This window comes from Photobacterium sp. TY1-4 (assembly GCF_025398175.1).
Lineage (GTDB): Bacteria > Pseudomonadota > Gammaproteobacteria > Enterobacterales > Vibrionaceae > Photobacterium.
This window is the reverse complement of sequence record NZ_CP099734.1, coordinates 968,440-988,230: the sequence shown is the minus strand read 5'-3', so window position 1 is coordinate 988,230 and position 19,791 is coordinate 968,440. Positions and strand designations below refer to the sequence as shown.

The window sequence follows — 19,791 nt, the reverse complement described above, 5'->3', positions numbered from 1 at the left end:
AGAAAAGCGAAATAAGGAAATTGAATTCAAGGCTCAATATTTTGTTTGGCATCAGGTGATTAAAAGTATTATTATTGCAATTATAGTTTTTTGACTGCTATTATTATTAAAAATAGTTGATGCCAACAGGAAAATTAAAATGTCTGATGCAATGAAAGCACTATTGAACCTGCGCAGCCTGCGTGCACTTTCTCGTGAATATACACTGGAGCAACTTCAAGAAGCACTGGAAAAGCTGCAAACAGTTGTGACTGAGCGTGAAGAATCAGAAGCTGAAGAGCTGGCAAAAGAAAAAGAGCGTCAGGATAAACTGAACCAATACCGTGAAATGCTGATGGCTGATGGTATCGATCCAGAAGAACTGCTGGCCACGCTGAGCAAAGCACCAAAAACAAAGCGTGCTGCGCGCCCGGCCAAATACAAGTTTATCGACGAAAACGGTGAAGAGAAAACATGGACCGGCCAAGGTCGTACGCCTTCTGCGCTGAAAAAAGCCCTGGACGAAGGTAAATCTCTGGAAGATTTTGAAATCTAATTTTCCATAATCGCTATCGTAAAAAAAGCCTGGTGTGAACCAGGCTTTTTTGTATTCATTCTTCCAGCAGTGGGAAAGGGTCGCCGACGGCAGATAACACCCGAATGGCTTCACCTCGCCATCCGCCTAAAAGTAAATAACCCGACTTTCACTCGGTTTATTCAGTCGTTCTCAATCACAATAAAAGCCAGACATTGACATCCAGCTTTTATTTCTCGGGGCTTATCGAATCTGATCCGCCAAATGGCTTACCGCCAATGCGAAATAGTGTGAACGATTCCACTTCAGCAAGGTCTGGTAGTTGTTATAAACCAAATATGCTCTACCCTTATTATCATCTGGTTGAATAAGCCATGCCTGAATATCAACACGGGGTAAGGCTTGGCCATTCAAGCGGCGAACACCCAGACGCTGCCATTCTGCCAGTGAACGCCCTTTCGACTTCTCAACCCCGAATAAGTCAGCATCGAGACTGCTCGGTAGTTGCACTTGCCGGCCCCAGGTATATTGATCATCCCATCCCGACTGATGCAGATAGTTCGCTGCAGAGGCGAAAACATCCGCTTCCGTTTCCCAGATATCAATACGACCGTCTTTATTCCCGTCAACCGCAAAGGATAAAAAGGACGTCGGCATAAACTGGGGCTGCCCCATCGCACCGGCCCAGGAACCTTTCATTTTTTTCGGCGTAATATGACCGGCATCCAATATTTCTAAAGCAGCCATCACCTGATTGCGAAAAAATGCTTCCCGCCGGCCTTCATACGCCAAGGTTGATAAAGCTTCAATCACATTATAATTGCCCATCAACCGGCCAAAATTACTTTCAACCCCCCACAGCGCCACAATAAAGCGAGGCTGAACCCCCAACTGGCGCCCGACGCGATCCAACACCGCTTGATGTTGACGATAAAGTTCATTGGCCTGCGCAATTTTCCAGGCCGGTACCGCGCGAGGCAGATACTCATCCAGTGTCAGTTTACGTTCCGGCTGGTTTTTATCCGCCACGACGGCCCGCTCAATAAACTGAATACCTTCAAAAGCAGAGTTGATAATCGACTCTGAAATTCCTTTTTCCCGGGCTTCGACTTTCAACCCACTCACATATTCATCAAATCCGACATCTGCCGCCGACGTTGACGTCGACAGACCTAATCCCAAGGCCACCAGGGCCGATATCAATCGCTTATACATAGTCACCTTCAGGTATTTCTTGCGGCTTTATCCGCCTTATACTGGTCCAGTAAATTAGTCACAGGTGGCGGGACTTGCAGATAATAACCTGCGGTTGAGAGGGACTCTTTCACTTTCTCAACATCAGCCAGGGCTAATTTACGCCCATTGTCCAACTTCAGTACCATCACAAACTGTGGCGTACCGAACGTGGTCATCAGATTATCCGGCACGTCACTGAAATCATCTTTGGTCTTGATATACAGATAAGTATTTTCTTTTTTCGGGCTTTTATAAATTGCACACAACATCAAAAGTCGCCTGTTTGTTTACGCGCTCACCTCACTGAGACCGCAATCTTCCGGGATCATTCCCTTCAATTGCCTCCTTTTGTCGGTGTCGGTGAGAGCCTTGTCTGAAATTCCAACGCTAGAGCAAGGATAGCTTGCTGATACACCCCGGGGAATATAACATGCAAGTATCTATGTGATAACGCGCAGCACGGCTATTTTCGTAACAGTCATTGAACAAGTATGACAAAATCAGCAGAACTAAAAGGGAGTTCCTTTACACTCTCAGCCCTGCACCTGGTGGATGGGGACATTCAGAAGGCAACCGACTTCCTCAAAGAGAAGGTCGAGCAGGCGCCTAATTTTTTCGCCGCGGCTCCCGTTGTGATTGACATCAGCCAGGCCGGCACCGCCATTGACTTCGCCGCCCTGCAGGCCGGGGTCAAAGATGCCGGGATGATCCCGGTCGGGATCAGCGGCTGCAAGAACGCCCAGTTGCAAACCCAGGCAAAACAGGCCGGATTTGCGGTGATGAATGCCGCCCGCCAGGCGAAAGCGGCAGAGCCGGAAATGACCCCGACGAAAATTATTCGGACCCCGGTCCGATCCGGGCAGCAGATTTATGCCAAAAACAGCGATCTCATCATCATGAATCATGTCAGTGCTGGCGCTGAGGTCATCGCCGACGGATGCATTCATGTCCTTGGAACATTACGCGGCCGCGCCATTGCCGGGGCCAGTGGACAGCAGCAAGCACACATTTTTTGTCAGAATTTACAAGCCGAGCTGATTTCCATTGCCGGAAACTACTGGCTCAGTGATAAAATCAATCCTGAGTTCTGGGGTAAAGGTGTCGTTATCTCACTTGCTGAAAATAATTTGAACATTGAGCACCTGGCTTTATAAGGTTTAATAAGGAATTAATAGATGGCACGTATTATCGTTGTTACCTCCGGAAAGGGCGGCGTTGGTAAAACAACCTCCAGTGCAGCTATCGCATCCGGTCTTGCACTCAGCGGAAAGAAGACCGCAGTAATCGATTTTGATATCGGCTTGCGTAACCTGGACCTCATCATGGGCTGTGAGCGCCGAGTCGTTTATGATTTTGTCAATGTCATCAATGAAGAAGCAAACCTGAACCAGGCGCTGATCAAAGATAAACGTGTTGAGAACCTGTATGTCCTGCCGGCTTCTCAGACCCGAGACAAAGACGCCCTGACCCAGGAAGGGGTTGAGCGGATCCTGAAAGACCTCGACAACATGGGGTTTGAATTTATTATCTGTGACTCACCGGCCGGGATCGAAAGCGGTGCCCTGATGGCGCTGTATTTTGCCGACGAGGCCATTGTCACCACCAACCCGGAAGTCTCTTCCGTACGTGATTCCGACCGCATCCTGGGGATCCTGGATTCAAAATCACGCCGGGCCGAGCAAGGGCTGGAGCCGGTGAAAACCCACCTGCTGCTGACACGCTATAACCCGGCTCGCGTGACACTCGGCGAAATGCTCAGTGTGACTGATGTAGAAGAAATTCTGCACATTCCGCTTCTGGGCGTCATCCCGGAAAGCCAGGCAGTGCTGAACGCCTCGAACAAAGGCGAACCGGTGATTTTTGACAAAGAGTCCGATGCAGGCATCGCTTACGGCGATACCGTCGGGCGTTTGCTGGGTGAAGACCGCCCGTTCCGTTTCCTGGAGGAAGAGAAAAAAGGCTTCCTTAAACGCTTATTCGGAGGCTAAATCAGTATGGCTTTGCTTGAATTCTTCCGCCCCAAAAAAACAACGACCGCAACTGTGGCGAAAGAGAGGCTGCAAATTATCGTTGCAGAGCGACGGACATCCGCTCAGGGGACGCCTAGCTACTTGCCGCAGCTAAAGCAGGACATCCTTGAAGTGATCCGCAAATACGTTGAGATTACGCCGGACCAGGTCACCGTGAACCTGGATCAGCGTGAAGAAGATCTGTCGGTACTGGAGCTCAACGTCACGCTACCAGACGAAGAGAAATAAACAATGCCCCGGCCAGACCGCAATGCAGTTCACTTAAGGGGAGCTGCATGGCGATTAACCGGGTAGCGGGTCTTTGATATCTTAACTGCCCTGGGCCTAGATGGCCTGGGGCGATTTTCCTTGAAGAGCACTGACAGGTCCCCCCGTAGTGCCTTTAGCCTCTTGGGCGTGTTTCCCGGTGACAGTGCCTTACTCATTACCCTGAGCTGACTTGCAATAAACTGGCAGGCGTACTTGAAGCTTATTTCTGTGGGGGCTCTGTCATGCGCCACAGCCGCCTGGCTTGCCTCTCTCCTGACCAGGTTGTAGCCGAGAAGCAACCCCCATAACTCTTGATAAACCAGCTCGACCGTTTTGCTCCGCAAGGTAAGAGAATTGTGCTGCATGGAGCTCTTTATATCGCGGTAGCCCAGTTCAATCTCCCAGCGTTCGTGGTATAGGGTGGCAACCTGCTCGGCGCTGTACATCTCTCTTGGCAGGGAGGTGAAAACCGTTTTCTCTTTCCCGTCTACCTCATAGGTGACTGCCCGTACCTGCCATTTCTCAGGAAGGGTCGGATTCTTCTTTCTCGCTTGGGGCGAGACCTTCATCTCGATAAGGTTGTCATTGGTTTCCTCCTCGTCGAGAAGTGTGTATACCACGCCTTTTTTAGCAGGAATAAGCCAATGTCGGTTTGCCCCGCTGGCAGAGATGCCCAGCAACAGGCTTGCTCCGTAAAATCCCTTATCCAGCAAAGTCACCGAGTTATCCGGCAGCGAGTTGATAAAGGGTTGGGCCAGCGGTATTTCACCTCGGCGATAAGGGCTGATATCGGCATCAATGATGATATGGGAACGCACGTTCATCATGGTGACAAGACGGAGTACAGGGTAAGGTGTCTGGCGCTTTCCGGATGTGTTTCCCGAACCGAAGTGTTCGCGAAGCCCGGGGGTATCCGGGGTCCTGAACAGAGCCCCATCAACAGCAAAAACCTGAAGTTTATTCCAGCTGTCTTCCGGGTACCTTTCTTTACCCCATACCTGAGCACACTGTTTGAACAGCCATTTAGGCGCTTCCTTTCCCAGTCGCTGACGGGCTTGTGTCAGAGCACTCTTGGCCAGGAGTTCCTCGTTTGCCAACCCTTCGGCACAGACATTCATACGGCGGGCCACTTCAGCTATAGGCTCATTGCGGAAAAAGGCCATACCGACAATAAGCCAGAGCACCATATCACTGGGGAGCCGTCTTCGTCTGATGGTTGCCTGAGTCGATAAAGATGTAGCTCTGGCAACCCACTCGTCGGGAACGTGTTCAGAGAAAGTGGTCAGCTGGGAGATATCGACAGGAGACTCTTCAAGAAAATCTGTGAGTGCGGAAGCTAAGGGCATAAAAAAACCGGAAACCAGTAAATGATTTCCGATTTTGACGCATCAGAAGGATCAGTCAACCGATCCTTAACTGATCAGCATTGCGGCCAGACCGGGGCATTTTTTTATCCATCTGTTCCAGACCATTCTGCACAGGCGAAGAGCCCCGGAACAGCACGGATTAGCGATCCAACAGCGGCAGTACTTTGTCCTCAAACAAAGGCTTGCGCCAGGTGGCCAGCATTTCCGGCAGCGCGTCCTGGGGTCTTCCCTTCTTCCAGGCCCAGGAGATCAACTGGTTGACCTGCTTTTTCGATGCCAGAAATTCCGGGGCCAGCCCAGTTTGCGCTTCGACCTGGCTGACTTGATCTTTGATCAGTTTCACCAGCTGCTTGTAGCCCGGCAGATCCACCAAGCGCACCACCGGCTCCGGATACGCTTGCGGCGACATCTGCGCCACGTCCTGAACCATTTTCACCAGTCGGTTGCCGTGACGCTGGATCTCCATCGGATCAAAACCTTCTTTTGCCATCACCGCTTTGGACTGAATGTTATACCGGGCCATTTTCCATAGATGGAGTTCTTTGACGATAAAGTTCAGCGCCAGATCCCGCTTGCGTGCTTCCAGCACCCGCCACTTGGCCAGCTGTTGCAAGACGGCCAGTTGCTTAGGGTCCAACTGCCAGGCATTTTTGATGTCCAGGTACGCTTTATCCGGGTCGACTGTCTTCACTCGTTTGGCCATCAGGGTTTGGCATTCCTGAACCAGGGCGTCCTGCCAGCCCTTGGCTTCGACCTGCGCCTGAAGCTTCTCGTACAGTGGCAACAGGTAGAACACATCCGCAGCGGCGTAATCAAGCTGCTTCGGTGTCAGCGGTCGCGCCAGCCAGTTGGTCCGGGCTTCCCCTTTATCCAGCTGAATCCCTAAGAAATCGTTCACCAGTGTCCCGAAGCCCGTGGAGACCCCGTAGCCGAGAAAAGCAGCCATCACCTGGGTATCGACCATCGGCTCAGGTAAACAGCCGGCGTAATGCTGAAATACTTCCAGATCTTCACCGCAGGCGTGCAGAACCTTAGTGACCGCCGGATCCCGCAGCAGTGCCCACAAGGGCGACAAATCATCGATCACCAGCGGATCAATCAACGCCAGGCAGTGGCCGTCAAACAGCTGGATCAGCCCCAATTTCGGGTACAAGGTGCGGGTACGGACAAACTCGGTATCAAGCATCACAGTAGACTGATGACGGGCCTGTTCGCACACGACCTGCAACCGCTCTGTTGTTGTTACAATTTCAAAATTCACAGCAAACCTTTACGTTGCGAACCAAAAGAAAGTGCCGGCATTATGCCGGCACTCCACAGCTCATTTATTGTAACCTGAAATCAGGACTTATGCTTCCTGCGCCTGCTTATCGGACTCTTCCCGCAGTGCACGACGCAAAATTTTACCGACATTGGTTTTCGGCAGTTCATCACGGAATTCCACCACCTTCGGTACTTTGTACCCGGTCAGGTGCTCGCGGCAATGCATCAGCAGTTCATCGCGAGTCAGGCTCGGATCGCGTTTCACCACGCAGACCTTCACCACTTCCCCCGAAGCGCCGCTCGGCTGGCCAATCGCAGCCACTTCCAGCACCTTGCTGTGCAGCGCCACCACATCCTCAATTTCATTCGGATAGACATTGAAGCCGGAAACAAGAATCATATCTTTCTTGCGGTCAACAATATGCAGGAAACCATCTTCGTCAAACTTGACGATATCGCCGGTCGACAACCAGCCATCGGCCGTCAGGACTTCTTTGGTCGCTTCCGGACGCTGCCAGTAGCCCTGCATGACCTGCGGACCACGGACTTGCAGTTCACCGACCTGATCATTGGCCAGCACCTGGCCTTCTTCATCGACGATGCGAACGTCCGTTGACGGCACCGGCAGACCAATCGAGCCGTTATAATCGACCAAGTCATACGGATAAGCTGCCACCAGCGGTGAACACTCGGTCAGGCCGTAGCCTTCAAGCAGGTAGTTGCCGGTGATCTGTTTCCATTTCTCGGCCACGGCGCGCTGGACCGCCATCCCGCCGCCCACAGACAGGCGCAGATTGCTGAAGTCCAGCTCATGGAAATCTTCGTTGTTCACCAACGCATTAAACAGGGTGTTCACGCCCGTAATCGCCGTAAACGGATAACGCTGCAGCTCCTTGACGAAGGTCGGAATATCACGCGGGTTGGTGATCAGCAGATTACGACCGCCCATTTCAATAAACAGCAGGCAGTTCACCGTCAACGCAAATACGTGGTATAGCGGCAACGCGGTGACGATCAGCTCGCGTCCTTCGGTCAGGACCGGTCCGTAGGCCCCTTTGGCCTGCATCACGTTGGCCAGCATATTGCGGTGCGTCAGGATTGCACCTTTGGCAACCCCGGTCGTCCCGCCGGTATATTGCAAGAAGGCCGTATCATTCCCGGACATAAACGGCTTCACATACTGCATCCGGCGACCTTTGCGCAGCGCCATCCGCATCGAAGTGGCATGCGGCAAATGATACTTCGGCACCATCTTTTTGATGTACTTAACCACGAAGTTCACCAGCGTGCCTTTCGGACGGGACAGCTGATCGCCCAGGCTGGTCAGTACCACATGTTTCACGCCGGTGTTTTTCACCACCGTTTCCAGCGTATGGGCAAAGTTCGACACGATCACAATCGCTTTGGCACCAGAGTCATTCAACTGGTGCTCCAGCTCACGCGGTGTATACAGCGGGTTAACATTCACCACCACACAACCGGCACGGAGAATACCGAATAAGGCAATTGGGTACTGCAGCAGGTTTGGCATCATGACCGCAACCCGGTCCCCTTTCTGCAACTTCAGCTCGTTTTGCAGATAGGCAGCAAAGGCGCGACTCCGCTCTTCCAGTTTGCGGAAGGTCATCACCTGACCCATATTAATGAATGCCGTCTGATCCGCATATTTCTGTACAGACTGCTCAAACATTTCAACCAGGGACGGATAACAGTCCGGGTTGATCTCTGCCGGTACATCTGCCGGATAGCGGTTAAGCCAAACCTTATCCACTTTGCACTCTCCTTTTATGACATGGCGCTGGCGCCAGCTATGGCTGCATGGACGAATTTAAACAACTGTTTACCGAACCATTACAGCACAATTAACAAACAAGTAACAACTGATTAGACCAGTTATTTGAACTGGGATAGAAACTTTATGATTTGATCACACACCGCTTGCGGACTTTCGAGATGACAGTGATGGCCCCCGGCCACTTCAACCTGCTCGGCCTGCGGTAACCAGTCAAACCCGCCTGCGGGCTGTTTCAGACGGGTAAAGCCTTGCGCGCCGATAATGGACAACACCGGACAGCCAACCGCGCTCATCAGCGCTTTGGCCTGGTCTTCGCAAATGCGATAAAGAGAGTCACAGCGTAAGCGATTATCATGACGCCAGTACCACCCGTGTTCATCACGGCACAGGGCGCGCTTCACCAGGGGCGTCAACTGGGACGCTGACAGAGAATTGACCGCACAACGCAAGGCCAGGGCTTCGTCAAAAGACCCCATCCGCCGGGAGGCAAAGCGCTCGGCGAACTCCCGATACCGCTGGCGTCCTTTTAGCCCCTGACGCAGACGCTCAACCACCAGCTCCGGCGCTTCATATAACGGCGCCAGGCCTTCAATCAGCACTAAGCCAGTGATCTGCGCCGGGTAAGCCGCGGCATAGCAACCGCTGACCAGCGCGCCCAGGGAATGGCCCACCAGCACAATCTCCCGCGACGGAAGCAACGCCATCAGCTGGTGCAAGTCATCCAGATAATCAAAGAAGTGATAATAATTATCTGCACTGCGGGACGGAGACCAGCCGTGCCCCGGCCAATCGACCGCAACCCAGTGGCAAGCGGGTGCCAACCGGGAAAACAACGCATCAAAACTGGCGGCATTATCCTGCCAGCCATGTAAAAACAGCAGTAGGGGCCGACCATCATCGGGTAACACGACCGGGGACGCCGGTTGCACCACGCCACTAGGGTGAGCAAATGAACTCAGCCCCGCCAGCGAAAGTTCAGCCAGCTGGAAGTTGGTCTCAAACATGGATGTTGGAATTTACTCAGAATGCGGTGTGACTGACGCGCAGACTACCACAACAGCAAGGATATGGCCCGATAATTCGTAATTTAAGGGGGAAAATGCGTGGATCATTGCTTATGATTCAGTCAAGTTGGTCAGGCGTGTTCAGACATAGACATCGACACCCACCAGATCCGACAAGGCTTCTTTGCGGCTCTGGTGCATCACCCCAAGATAGGAGTCGAGTGCCTCGCGGTGTTTGCCTTCCGGCTGATCGTATTGAATATTGGCGTGGGCTTGTTGTAACAAGGCAGGATTTGCGACCGTTTTGGCAGCCGCTTTCGCCCCCCCGGTCGGCTCAGCCGGTTGTGCGGAGGTAGCAGCGCGGTCCGGTTGATGGACCGGATTTTTCTGGGTCGCCGGGATGGCGGTCGGTAAACGCTGAATAGACACCATAAGCAGGCCCTGTCAGGGAAACTGAAATTCAATCCTTAACTGTGATTGTGCGCCGCGGCAGCGCTTTGTGCAACTGCCACGACACATTTTTCCGGTAACGCAATTTTCCGGCACCGCATTTTTTCAGCGATACCTCATCCGGCAGACCAGAGCTTATTCGCGGCCCGGCAGTTTCTTCCAGGTCACCGTATCGCGCAGGTAAATCGGGCTGGCGTGCTCAGCTGCGACAGCTTCGCCGCGCGCCAGGGCAAACGGTGCCAGGTGGACCATGTCCTGCGAATCCGGGTACAGCACGTCACCGGCCTGTCGCTCCAACGGCAGTGACGCCAATTGCTCCGCGTACGCATCCCAGCCGGTCCCGGCGCTCAGCCACAGGCCTTGCGTGTCGGTCAACTGCTCACTTAGGCTGGCCGGCTGGATCACCAACTCACTGCCGACAACCTGCCAGTCACCATCGGCCTGACGACGATATTGTCCCCAGTACACTTCTCCCATCCGGGCATCAATCGCGGTCAGTACCTGCTCTGCCTGGTGGATCCGGTAAGTGCCCTGCGCCATCGCCGCCAGCGTGGAGATCCCCAGCATCGGAAGGTCGGCACCGAAGGCCAGCCCCTGTGCAATGCCAATCCCAATCCGGACCCCGGTAAAGCTGCCCGGTCCGCGACCGAAAGCCAGTGCGTCCAGCTGATTCAGTTTCACGCCACCTTCAGCCAGCACGGCATCGACCATCGGCAAAATTTTGGTGGTGTGCTCACGCGGCGCATACTCGCAGCGTGAAATAACGGCGTTACCTACCATCAAGGCAACGGAACAATTTTCAGTTGCAGTATCGACTGCAAGGATTTTGGTGCTCATTCAAGCCTCTGAATGCTGGTCATCACAGTGAACGGCATGATCATGACCATTCACCACAGACAAAAACTGTCCGACACCGTCAACATCCCGGGTTCGTGGGATCGGTGGCAGACTTCTTAAAAAGACTGCGCCGTAAGGGCGCGTCACTAAACGGTTATCGCAAATCACCAGCACGCCTTTGTCCTGCTGATCGCGGATCAGACGCCCCACCCCCTGTTTCAGGGTGATCACGGCATCAGGAACCTGAACCTGCGCGAACGGATCACCGCCACGCAAGCGACAATCCTCAATCCGCGCTTTGAGCAGCGGGTCGTCCGGTGCCGTAAAAGGCAATTTATCGATCATAACACAGCTCAGGGCCTGGCCTCTAACATCCACCCCTTCCCAGAAAGCGCCGGTGGCAATGAGCAGGGCATTTCCCAGCTCGAGATACTCAGCCAGCAGTTTCGACTTGGTGGTTTCCCCCTGCACCAGCACCGGCAAATCGAGCACGGCCCGAAACCCTTCGGCCAGATCCCGTACCATCTGGTGCGAGGTACACAGGAAAAAACAGCGGCCCTGGTTGCTTTCGATCACCGGAGCCAGCATCGCGACCAGGCGATCCGCAATGCCGAAACTATTGGGTTCCGGTAAAAAGCGCGGGACGCACAGCAACGCCTGCTGGGTATAGTCAAACGGGCTTTCCAGGGCAAACTGACGTTTGGGTGTCAGGCCAAGGCGATGACTGAAATGGCTGAAATCATCATCCACTGCCAGGGTTGCCGAGGTGAAAATCCAGGCACCGGGGTGCTGCTCAATCTGTTCGTGAAATTTTTCGGCCACTGATAAAGGGGTAATATTCAGGCTGAAATGGCGCGGGGTGCATTCGTACCAGTAGGAATAACCGGTGATCGTGGTATCACTCAGCCGGGCCAGTTTCGCCTTGAGCAAGGTGGCCCGCTCAAACGCTGCATCCAGCAATTGACTCCGTCCCAGTGCCAGCTTCAGCACTTCATGGGTCAAATCCAGGGCATCATTGAGCCGGGTCAGCTCGCGCTGGATGGTCGGGCTGGTCACGGCTTCACGCCAGTTGCCTCGAAATCCGGGCTCGCCCAGCACCAATCGCATCTCCGAGGCCGCCTGCGACAGGCGATCGGCAGTTTTTTGCAGCTGGCGCATGTCTTTGGCCTCGGTACGATAGCCAATCTCAACATCCTTGGCCAATTCCTGCAACTGACGGCTGGTCAGGCTCTGGCCGAAATATTGGCTGGCAATATCCGGGATCTGATGCGCTTCATCGAAAATGAACACTTCCGCTTCCGGGATCAGCTCACCAAAGCCGGTTTCCTTGATCGCCAAATCAGCCAGAAACAGGTGATGGTTGACCACCACCACATCTGCTTCCATCGCCCGACGACGGGCCTTGACCACAAAACATTCATCGTAAGACGGGCACTCCCGCCCCAGACAGTTATCGTTGGTTGAGGTGATCATCGGCAATACCGGACTGTCTTCCGCCACCGTATCACACTCTCCCAGATCCCCGCTGTGCGTGGTGGAGGACCAGGTACGTACCTTCACCAACTGACTCAGTAGCGTCGGATCGACATGGGTCCCGTGGCTTTCGGTAATTTGGCGGCTGAGGCGATCCAGGCACAAATAGTTTGCCCGCCCCTTCAGCAGGGCCACCCGGCCGGTAAAGCCCAGTGCATTCGCCATTAAGGGCAGATCGCGGTGAAACAACTGCTCCTGAAGGTTTTTCGAACCAGTGGAGATAATGGTTTTCTTGCCGCTGACCAGCGCCGGAACCAGGTACGCGAACGTCTTCCCCGTTCCGGTTCCCGCTTCGACCACCAGTTGGGCCTGGGTTTCGATGGCATCCGCCACCGCTTCAGCCATTTCGATTTGGGGCTGGCGCGCCTGAAATCCCGGGATCGCTTTATCCAAAGCGCCCCCAGCAGCAAAAAACTTGGCAATCATAGAGTCAGAATATCGGCTGAATATTGGTTATTTATACAGTGATCGAACGGCCCATTATGCCAACTTTCCTCTCAGGCGACCATCATTAATTCCCCGGACGAACCAGCGGCTTATTCTGATTCGGCTGCCGGCTCCTCAGCGGATTTTACAATCGCTGATTTGGTCGAATAGACGATCTGCAACAGCGCTTCCTGCTCCTGTTCTGGCACTTCAAACTTGTTGAAAGTTCCCCGCAGCAACTGAACCATGTGCTGCCATTCCTCAAGTGTGATGTTGAGATGGCTGTGTGCCTCTTCCATGGAGCGCCCGGTATAAGCACACGGTCCCCCGGTTGCCTGACACACCATGGACGTCACATGGTACTTCAAATAGGGGGCCGGGACCGCCTTGCGGGCGGCATCAATCGCCGGGTTGGCGTTGAGGGTGTCGTCCACCACCATGACTTTAATGAAATCATCCACCACCACGGCAATTGCAGCCAGTCCCCCCAGCCGCTCATACAGGCTCTGCTCTTTCGCATCTTCGGCCGCAACCGGACCGGCCAGCAACAAAGGCCCTAGTAAACAGAGAGGTTTCAGGATTGTTTTTCGTTGAACAGACATAGATGATCCTCGCAGGTTCGGCTGTCGCCGACAGACACCAAATCCCTTCGCTCAACATTTATGTTTTGACCCCAAAATCAATCCAAGGTAAATATCAATCATGCTGTTGAGACCATGACCTTTCGGAGTACCCAGCGTTTTAACCTGTAAGCCTCCCGAAAGGCACATTGATCTCGTTATACATTTTAGTTCAAGGAAGACCATGGAAAAGAAAACACTACTCACGGACTGCCCGGATGCAATGGGCCTGATCTCGAAAATCACCAACATCTGTTACAAACACCAGCTGAACATCATCCACAACAACGAATTTGTCGATCACACCAATCGTCAGTTCTTTATGCGCACGGAGTTGGAAGGGGTGTTCAATGACGAAACATTTCTGTTCGACCTCGACCGGGCGCTGCCAGAGGGCAGCCACCGTCGCCTGGTGAGCTCAGCACGCAAAAAAATCGTCATTATGGTCACCAAGGAAGCCCACTGTCTGGGGGATATTCTGGTCAAAGCCTTTGACGGCTCGCTGGATGTGGAGATCGCAGCCGTGGTCGGGAATTACGACACCCTGGCACCGCTGGTCGAAAAATTTGGGATCCCCTTCCACCATGTGTGCCACGAAGGCCTCAGCCGGGAAGCGCACGAAGCGCAGCTTCTGGCCGCCGTGGAACAATACCAGCCCGATTACGTGGTGCTGGCGAAATACATGCGGATCCTGACGGCTGGGTTTGTCGCCCGTTTCCCGAACAAAATCATTAATATCCACCACAGTTTCTTGCCGGCTTTTATCGGGGCCAAGCCTTACCTGCAGGCGTTTGAGCGCGGGGTGAAAATCATTGGCGCAACCGCCCACTTCGTCACCAATGATCTGGATGAAGGGCCGATCATCACCCAAAACGTGATCCCGGTGGATCATAATTTCAGTGCTGAGGACATGGCCCGCTCCGGGCGGGATGTCGAGAAATCCGTGCTCAGCAAAGCGCTGGGACTGGTACTTGAAGACAAGGTCTTCGTCCACGGCAATCGCACCGTGATCCTGTAATCTGGCCGACGCCTGTTCATGTTCAAACCGAACCGGTGCTGATCTCCAGCACCGGTTCGGCCGCCGCCTCACTGCGAAGCGTTATGAATCGCTCGCCTCGCTTTCAATCACGGCTTTGAGTGAGCACGGGTGAAGTTTGATACACACCCCGCCTTTTTTGAAGGCATAAGTCGGGTTCGGCAACCGCTCATGCTCCCCTGCCGGCGAGCTGGCTTTGACTTTGATCCCCTTTGCGGCCAGTTCGTCCCACGGCAGCTGCGGGAAAGTTTCATCCAGCGCGATCTTCAGCGCATCCGTGGTGTCGGCCTCAGACGGAATGACAAATTCAATATGCTCCCATCCCTGCTGCGGATACTGCTTCTCTCCCGGATACGGCAGCTCCAGGGCTTCAATCTGCCAGCAGCCGACCTGCAACGGCTGATGAAATCCAATCACAATGATCGGACGGCCATTAATCTGAGTGCAAGACCACTCCTCGCCGTATGCCAGCCAAGCCAGGTGCAACGCTTCGGCCATCTCCCGGTCATTGACCCGCAATGCCAGGTGATCGGCCTGGTACGCCGTCAGGGAGAGGTTCATCTCCCGGGCCAGCGCTTCAATCCGGGCCACAAACTCGGGCAACTGAGCCAACATTTGCTCAGGGTGAAGACCGGCTTCGCGTAACTTCTGCATGATTTTTCTCCAGTTCTGACAGCATTGGATAACGAACGCATAATTATCCATAATTTCCCGGGGTTAGAAACCCAAACCGAGATGACGACAGGCCTTGCCGCTGCTTGATTTGCGCATAATTTTTCCAGCATCTCCGAAACGAAAAAAAAATCGCTGCCAATGCCTTTTTCGGGTTGCCAAAAGGGCTAAGTTTGTGGGTATTATTAAGGCATTGCAACTGACGTATTCAAGAGACCACCTCTGCTTCCGGAGGGCTATCCCGTCAACAATATTCACGTACCGCCGGCCTGTATGGGGAATGCCTCCTGGCATCTCGCGGGTTGCGTGACTATTTTTGACGGTTTTTTGCTTGCTGTCACTCTTGGATACCGTCACGTTTTTGCCTCGCTAATAAGCCCGTACCATTAGCGTACTCAATGATTTAAAGGATAGGCGTGTGAACATTCAAGCTCTAATCAACGATAAAGTTTCTCAGGCACTCGAAGCCGCCGGTGCACCTGCCGGCAGCCCGGCCGCCGTTCGTCAGTCTGCCAAAGCCCAGTTTGGTGATTACCAGGCCAACGGCGTGATGGGTGTTGCCAAGAAGCTCGGTACCAACCCGCGCGAGTTCGCACAGAAAGTGATCGACGTTCTGGATCTTGACGGGATTGCCGACAAAGTCGAAATCGCGGGTCCGGGTTTCATCAATATTTTCCTGAGCAAAACCTGGCTGGCCGAGCAAGGCGAAAAAGCCCTGGCCGATGCGCGTCTGGGTGTGGCCAAAGAAGCACAACAAACGATTGTCGTTGACTACTCCGCACCGAACGTTGCGAAAGAGATGCACGTTGGCCACCTGCGCTCCACCATTATCGGGGATGCGGTGGTCCGTACCCTGGAGCACCTGGGCCATAAAGTGATCCGCGCCAACCACATCGGTGACTGGGGGACCCAGTTCGGGATGCTGATTGCCAACCTGGAACGCGTTCAGGCGGAATCCGGTGAAATTTCCATGGAGCTGGCGGATCTGGAAGCCTTCTACCGTGATTCGAAGAAACTGTACGACGAAGATCCTGAGTTTGCCGAGCGCGCCCGGAACTACGTGGTGAAACTGCAAGGCGGTGACGCCTACTGCGCAGACATGTGGAAGAAGCTGGTGGATGTCACCATGATCCAAAACCAGCGCAACTACGATCGCCTGAACGTATCACTGACCCGTGACGACGTGATGGGTGAGTCGATGTACAACGACATGTTGCCGGGGATCGTTGCAGATCTGAAAGACAAAGGTCTGGCGGTTGAAGATGACGGCGCGCAGGTGGTTTTCCTGGACGAGTACAAAAACAAAGACGGCGAACCTATGGGTGTGATCATCCAGAAGCGTGACGGCGGCTTCCTGTACACCACCACGGACATCGCGTGTGCCAAGTACCGTTACGAGCAGCTGGGTGCGGATCGCGTCCTGTACTTCATTGACTCCCGCCAGCACCAGCACCTGATGCAAGCCTGGACTATCGTGCGCAAAGCCGGTTACGTGCCGGAAGAGGTCAGTCTGGAGCATCACGCATTCGGGATGATGCTGGGTAAAGACGGCCGCCCGTTCAAGACCCGTGCCGGTGGGACCGTTCGCCTGGCCGATCTGCTGGATGAAGCCGAAGAGCGCGCCACCAAGCTGATCGAAGAGAAGAACCCGGAGCTGGATGCCGACGAGAAAGCCAAGATCGCGCAAACTGTTGCCATGGCTGCGGTCAAATATTCCGATCTGTCGAAGCACCGCACAACGGACTACATTTTCGACTGGGACAACATGCTGGCCTTCGAGGGCAACACTGCCCCTTATATGCAGTACGCCTATACCCGCGTGGCATCCATCTTCAAGCGTGCCGATATCGCGCTGGCGGATCTGACCCATCCGATCGCACTCAACGAAGAGAAAGAGCAAACACTGCTGTCGAAACTGCTGCAATTTGAAGAAGCCGTCCAGACTGTCGCGCGCGAAGGCCACCCGCACGTGATGTGTGCATACCTGTTTGAGCTGGCTGGCCTGTTCTCCAGCTTCTACGAGGCATGCCCGATCCTGAACGCGGAAGAAGCCGTCAAACAAAGCCGCCTGAAGCTGGCCATGCTGACAGCCAATACCATCAAGCAAGGCTTAGACCTGCTGGGTATCGAGACTCTGGAACGCATGTAAAATCTGCTACGCTCGTTCAAGAAAGCGTGAATATTTTCTAAAAATTCAAAGCCTTCTAAGGTATCCTTAGAAGGCTTTTCTATACGCTTATCAAAACAACAACAATACTACGCCAGCAAGTGCATATCTGACCACACCCGCGAGCAGCGCACCTGCCTGTGCCAATTTGATGGATGATCAGATCACATCCTTGAGTTTCTGATCACGGTGTAGACGGTCACCCGCCGCCAGGGGGCCGGATGATCGTCTTCAGAAGACAACGCATTGCGAAAAACGGAATTGATGGTATGAGCAAAGACAGCTTTGTGGAATCAACGGACATCTTAAAAAGAACAGTGCCACTGATGATCAAACACAAAGTCCCGACCACCCCAACCAACTATGCCCTTTGGTACACCTATACCACACAGCAGCACCCGCAACTGAACCTGGCGCTCGACTTAGGGATCGAAGCCTTAGGTCATTGCCCGCCAAGCCTGTGCGAAAGCCTGTATCAGGAGCATCTGGCCAGTAAGACCGATCGGGATATGGTCCAACTCCGACAAAGCCTGACCGCCATGATGCAGGAACTGTCGCATACCATGTCGGATACCCTCTCTTCGACCGAGTCGTTTCAGGGGGTACTGGATGCCACGTTCAACCAACTTGAGCGCGCCGAGCGAGACGGTCTGTCTCTGGAAGACACCATGAAGCTGGTCCGCACCTTGCTGGAAGAGTCACGCCAGATCCAGGCTTCCACCGGCTCGTTCCAGGGGCAACTCAGCCAGGCCCAGGAAGAAATTTCCACCCTGCGCCATGCCCTGGCAAAGAGCCAGAAAGAAGCCAATGAAGATGGGTTGACCGGCCTGTTCAACCGCCGCGCATTTGACCGTGATCTGCTGAGCTACACCCAGGCCAAGCACCCTTATAGCCTGATCCTGCTCGATATTGATAAGTTCAAGGATTTCAATGATGCCTACGGTCACCTCCTGGGTGACCAGGTCTTGAAGATGGTTGCCCACCGGATCCGCGAGCGCTGTGAAGGACAAGCCCAGTGTTACCGCTTCGGGGGAGAGGAGTTTGCAATTATTTACCCCAACAGCAGCCATGAAGCCGCCCGTCAGTTAGCCGAATCCCTGCGCCGGATGATCGAGATCATCTCTGTGCTGGACAAGAAAACCGGCAAGCGGATCAGCTCAGTCACCGCCTCATTCGGCCTGGCAACCCGAAACGCCGCCGAACCTTATCTGGCCGTCGTTGAGCGGGCCGACAGTTTCCTGAACAAAGCCAAGCAACTGGGCAGAAACCGGGTTCTGCCCCTCAACTGAATCCTCTGTCGCCGTCGGGATTCACCTGCGGTGATGCCGCCGGCTATCACCGAAAAAGCCGCCTACTGCCCGAAACGCTGCCCACTCGCCTGCAACCAGTCCAGCTCCTCCTGGGTGGACAGTCGGCCGTGGACTGCGTTTCGATGGGGAAAGCGTCCGAAGCGTTTCACAACCTCATGGTGGCTGACGGCATATTGATAAAAGCCGTCGAAAATTACCGCATGCGCCGGAGAGACCGACTGGCGCAAGCGATCGAAACGAAACACCGCTTCTTCCTGATCTTCGACCGCTTCCGAGTGCTCCAGTGGCAAATAGAAAAACACCCGCTCAATCGGGCGCAAGGACTCGTCCTGATTGCTGGCCAGCCCCCGCTTACAAATCGCCAGGGCCAGCGAGTCGTACCGGAACGCCGCACTCAGACCACGATAGATGTTGCGCGTGAATTGGTCGAGCAGAATAATCAAGGCCAGCGCCCCTCTCGGCTCCTGCGCCCAATGGCTCAATTTGCCCAGGCCGGCCTGGCTCATCAACGGCTGAAACTTCTCCGAGATCAGGCGATCAGTTTCTTCTCCGCCCTGAAACCACAGTGAATTCTGGTTATTGACCGTAACTTCTTCATCCAGCTCACCAAACCAAAAATCCAGCACTTCCTGATATTCAGCTGTCATCATCTCCCCCCTGTATCAACGCTACCTGTCTCTTTGGGTATCTCTCAGAAATCAGTTCGACATCACTGGCTTGCCCCTGGCTTGTGCGAACGGTTTCCCCTATAGTCGTGTCACAGCATAACGCAGCCCCTGCTGAGCACGATGAGCAAAGTGTCAGCATGTGAGCCACACAATACATTTAAGGAATCACCTGATGCAGTTTTCACTTCATCCGAGACTGGCCGCAGACACCACCCTGCTGGGCGACCTGCCCCTGTGCCAGGTTCTCCTGTCCAAAGAGGCCCTGGGCCCCTGGCTGATCCTGGTTCCGCGTCGTGAAGCGCTGACCGAAATTCACCACCTGCCCGAGGCCGATCAATTTCAGTTGATGCGGGAATCCAGTGCGGTCGCCGCCCTGCTGGAGCAAGACTATCAGGCCGATAAGATTAACGTCGGAGCCCTGGGCAATTTGGTTCCGCAGTTGCATGTCCACCATATCGCCCGATTTAAAACCGATATGGCCTGGCCCGGACCGGTTTGGGGAAACACCGACGGTGCCCAGCGCAATGAGGCCGTTCAAACGGCGCTGGCCGAAGAGTTACGGGATGAGTTAAGCAGCATTCCCGGCTTTACACCGAGCACCTGATGGCATTTGA

The 19,791-nt window shown here is 54.0% G+C and carries 20 protein-coding genes; 8 read left to right on the top strand and 12 right to left on the bottom strand.

The annotated features are described in order from the left end of the window. Window positions 1-139: 139 nt before the first annotated feature. Window positions 140-535, top strand: a complete 396-nt coding sequence (locus NH461_RS04865; protein ID WP_261602131.1) for an H-NS family nucleoid-associated regulatory protein — start codon at window positions 140-142, stop codon at window positions 533-535. Window positions 536-757: 222 nt separating this feature from the next. Here the strand turns inward: NH461_RS04865 and NH461_RS04860 are convergent, their stop codons facing one another. Continuing rightward, on the bottom strand, window positions 758-1,735 hold the full coding sequence (locus NH461_RS04860) for a lytic transglycosylase domain-containing protein (protein ID WP_261602130.1): 978 nt from the start codon (window positions 1,733-1,735) through the stop codon (window positions 758-760). 2 nt (window positions 1,736-1,737) lie between these two features. Further along, window positions 1,738-2,019, bottom strand: a complete 282-nt coding sequence (locus NH461_RS04855) for a YcgL domain-containing protein (RefSeq protein WP_261602129.1) — start codon at window positions 2,017-2,019, stop codon at window positions 1,738-1,740. Between the two features lie 222 nt (window positions 2,020-2,241). Between NH461_RS04855 and minC the strand changes: the two genes are divergently transcribed. From minC to minE, 3 genes are read left to right on the top strand one after another with little or no spacing between them, the layout of a single operon-like run. Beyond that, window positions 2,242-2,904 carry a septum site-determining protein MinC gene (minC, locus tag NH461_RS04850; RefSeq protein ID WP_261602128.1) on the top strand — a complete coding sequence of 221 codons (663 nt, stop codon included), beginning with the start codon at window positions 2,242-2,244 and terminating at the stop codon, window positions 2,902-2,904. Window positions 2,905-2,925: 21 nt separating this feature from the next. Further along, complete coding sequence (gene minD, locus NH461_RS04845; RefSeq protein WP_261602127.1) at window positions 2,926-3,738, top strand: septum site-determining protein MinD; 813 nt, start codon at window positions 2,926-2,928, stop codon at window positions 3,736-3,738. 6 nt (window positions 3,739-3,744) lie between these two features. Then, window positions 3,745-4,008: a cell division topological specificity factor MinE gene (minE, locus tag NH461_RS04840; RefSeq protein ID WP_261602126.1), complete on the top strand. Its 264-nt coding sequence runs from the start codon at window positions 3,745-3,747 to the stop codon at window positions 4,006-4,008. Between the two features lie 29 nt (window positions 4,009-4,037). Here minE and NH461_RS04835 read toward each other — a convergent pair whose 3' ends face one another. The 8 genes from NH461_RS04835 to NH461_RS04800 form a co-directional block, all read right to left on the bottom strand. Further along, on the bottom strand, window positions 4,038-5,375 hold the full coding sequence (locus tag NH461_RS04835; protein WP_261600266.1) for an IS4 family transposase: 1,338 nt from the start codon (window positions 5,373-5,375) through the stop codon (window positions 4,038-4,040). A gap of 160 nt (window positions 5,376-5,535) precedes the next feature. Further along, window positions 5,536-6,657 (bottom strand): ribonuclease D, encoded by a 1,122-nt coding sequence (gene rnd / locus NH461_RS04830; protein ID WP_261602125.1) that lies wholly within the window; start codon window positions 6,655-6,657, stop codon window positions 5,536-5,538. An 87-nt stretch (window positions 6,658-6,744) separates the two neighbouring features. Beyond that, on the bottom strand, window positions 6,745-8,430 hold the full coding sequence (gene fadD, locus NH461_RS04825; RefSeq protein ID WP_261602124.1) for a long-chain-fatty-acid--CoA ligase FadD: 1,686 nt from the start codon (window positions 8,428-8,430) through the stop codon (window positions 6,745-6,747). Window positions 8,431-8,552: 122 nt separating this feature from the next. Next, a complete protein-coding gene (locus tag NH461_RS04820) occupies window positions 8,553-9,458 on the bottom strand; it encodes an alpha/beta fold hydrolase (RefSeq protein ID WP_261602123.1) in 906 nt (301 codons plus the stop codon). A 141-nt stretch (window positions 9,459-9,599) separates the two neighbouring features. Then, window positions 9,600-9,890 (bottom strand): hypothetical protein, encoded by a 291-nt coding sequence (locus NH461_RS04815; RefSeq protein WP_261602122.1) that lies wholly within the window; start codon window positions 9,888-9,890, stop codon window positions 9,600-9,602. Between the two features lie 153 nt (window positions 9,891-10,043). Continuing rightward, window positions 10,044-10,745, bottom strand: coding sequence for a tRNA (adenosine(37)-N6)-threonylcarbamoyltransferase complex dimerization subunit type 1 TsaB (gene tsaB / locus NH461_RS04810; RefSeq protein ID WP_261602121.1), 702 nt, complete (start codon window positions 10,743-10,745; stop codon window positions 10,044-10,046). Continuing rightward, on the bottom strand, window positions 10,746-12,704 hold the full coding sequence (locus NH461_RS04805; RefSeq protein WP_261602120.1) for an ATP-dependent DNA helicase: 1,959 nt from the start codon (window positions 12,702-12,704) through the stop codon (window positions 10,746-10,748). Between the two features lie 110 nt (window positions 12,705-12,814). Next, complete coding sequence (locus NH461_RS04800; protein WP_261602119.1) at window positions 12,815-13,306, bottom strand: group I truncated hemoglobin; 492 nt, start codon at window positions 13,304-13,306, stop codon at window positions 12,815-12,817. Window positions 13,307-13,508: 202 nt separating this feature from the next. Between NH461_RS04800 and purU the strand changes: the two genes are divergently transcribed. Next, window positions 13,509-14,342, top strand: coding sequence for a formyltetrahydrofolate deformylase (purU, locus tag NH461_RS04795; protein WP_261602118.1), 834 nt, complete (start codon window positions 13,509-13,511; stop codon window positions 14,340-14,342). Between the two features lie 81 nt (window positions 14,343-14,423). Here purU and NH461_RS04790 read toward each other — a convergent pair whose 3' ends face one another. Next, complete coding sequence (locus NH461_RS04790) at window positions 14,424-15,017, bottom strand: VOC family protein (protein ID WP_261602835.1); 594 nt, start codon at window positions 15,015-15,017, stop codon at window positions 14,424-14,426. Window positions 15,018-15,450: 433 nt separating this feature from the next. Between NH461_RS04790 and argS the strand changes: the two genes are divergently transcribed. Beyond that, on the top strand, window positions 15,451-17,181 hold the full coding sequence (argS, locus tag NH461_RS04785) for an arginine--tRNA ligase (protein WP_261602117.1): 1,731 nt from the start codon (window positions 15,451-15,453) through the stop codon (window positions 17,179-17,181). A 287-nt stretch (window positions 17,182-17,468) separates the two neighbouring features. Next, window positions 17,469-18,488, top strand: a complete 1,020-nt coding sequence (locus NH461_RS04780; RefSeq protein WP_261602116.1) for a GGDEF domain-containing protein — start codon at window positions 17,469-17,471, stop codon at window positions 18,486-18,488. Window positions 18,489-18,550: 62 nt separating this feature from the next. Here the strand turns inward: NH461_RS04780 and NH461_RS04775 are convergent, their stop codons facing one another. Continuing rightward, complete coding sequence (locus NH461_RS04775) at window positions 18,551-19,156, bottom strand: DUF924 family protein (protein ID WP_261602834.1); 606 nt, start codon at window positions 19,154-19,156, stop codon at window positions 18,551-18,553. A 193-nt stretch (window positions 19,157-19,349) separates the two neighbouring features. Here NH461_RS04775 and NH461_RS04770 point away from each other — a divergent pair, with 193 nt between their 5' ends. Further along, entirely contained in the window at window positions 19,350-19,781 is a 432-nt protein-coding gene (locus NH461_RS04770) for an HIT domain-containing protein (protein ID WP_261602115.1), read from the top strand. Window positions 19,782-19,791: the final 10 nt, after the last annotated feature.

What these genes read in the sequence shown, in the direction of transcription:
- NH461_RS04855 (WP_261602129.1), bottom strand. Translation starts at nt 2,019, where the DNA reads ATGTTGTGTGCAATTTATAAAAGCCCGAAAAAAGAAAATACTTATCTG.
- minD (WP_261602127.1), top strand. Translation starts at nt 2,926, where the DNA reads ATGGCACGTATTATCGTTGTTACCTCCGGAAAGGGCGGCGTTGGTAAA.
- minE (WP_261602126.1), top strand. Translation starts at nt 3,745, where the DNA reads ATGGCTTTGCTTGAATTCTTCCGCCCCAAAAAAACAACGACCGCAACT.
- purU (WP_261602118.1), top strand. Translation starts at nt 13,509, where the DNA reads ATGGAAAAGAAAACACTACTCACGGACTGCCCGGATGCAATGGGCCTG.
- NH461_RS04815 (WP_261602122.1), bottom strand. Translation starts at nt 9,890, where the DNA reads ATGGTGTCTATTCAGCGTTTACCGACCGCCATCCCGGCGACCCAGAAA.
- NH461_RS04820 (WP_261602123.1), bottom strand. Translation starts at nt 9,458, where the DNA reads ATGTTTGAGACCAACTTCCAGCTGGCTGAACTTTCGCTGGCGGGGCTG.
- NH461_RS04780 (WP_261602116.1), top strand. Translation starts at nt 17,469, where the DNA reads ATGAGCAAAGACAGCTTTGTGGAATCAACGGACATCTTAAAAAGAACA.
- NH461_RS04835 (WP_261600266.1), bottom strand. Translation starts at nt 5,375, where the DNA reads ATGCCCTTAGCTTCCGCACTCACAGATTTTCTTGAAGAGTCTCCTGTC.
- minC (WP_261602128.1), top strand. Translation starts at nt 2,242, where the DNA reads ATGACAAAATCAGCAGAACTAAAAGGGAGTTCCTTTACACTCTCAGCC.
- NH461_RS04770 (WP_261602115.1), top strand. Translation starts at nt 19,350, where the DNA reads ATGCAGTTTTCACTTCATCCGAGACTGGCCGCAGACACCACCCTGCTG.
- NH461_RS04865 (WP_261602131.1), top strand. Translation starts at nt 140, where the DNA reads ATGTCTGATGCAATGAAAGCACTATTGAACCTGCGCAGCCTGCGTGCA.
- NH461_RS04775 (WP_261602834.1), bottom strand. Translation starts at nt 19,156, where the DNA reads ATGACAGCTGAATATCAGGAAGTGCTGGATTTTTGGTTTGGTGAGCTG.
- NH461_RS04805 (WP_261602120.1), bottom strand. Translation starts at nt 12,704, where the DNA reads ATGATTGCCAAGTTTTTTGCTGCTGGGGGCGCTTTGGATAAAGCGATC.
- NH461_RS04800 (WP_261602119.1), bottom strand. Translation starts at nt 13,306, where the DNA reads ATGTCTGTTCAACGAAAAACAATCCTGAAACCTCTCTGTTTACTAGGG.
- tsaB (WP_261602121.1), bottom strand. Translation starts at nt 10,745, where the DNA reads ATGAGCACCAAAATCCTTGCAGTCGATACTGCAACTGAAAATTGTTCC.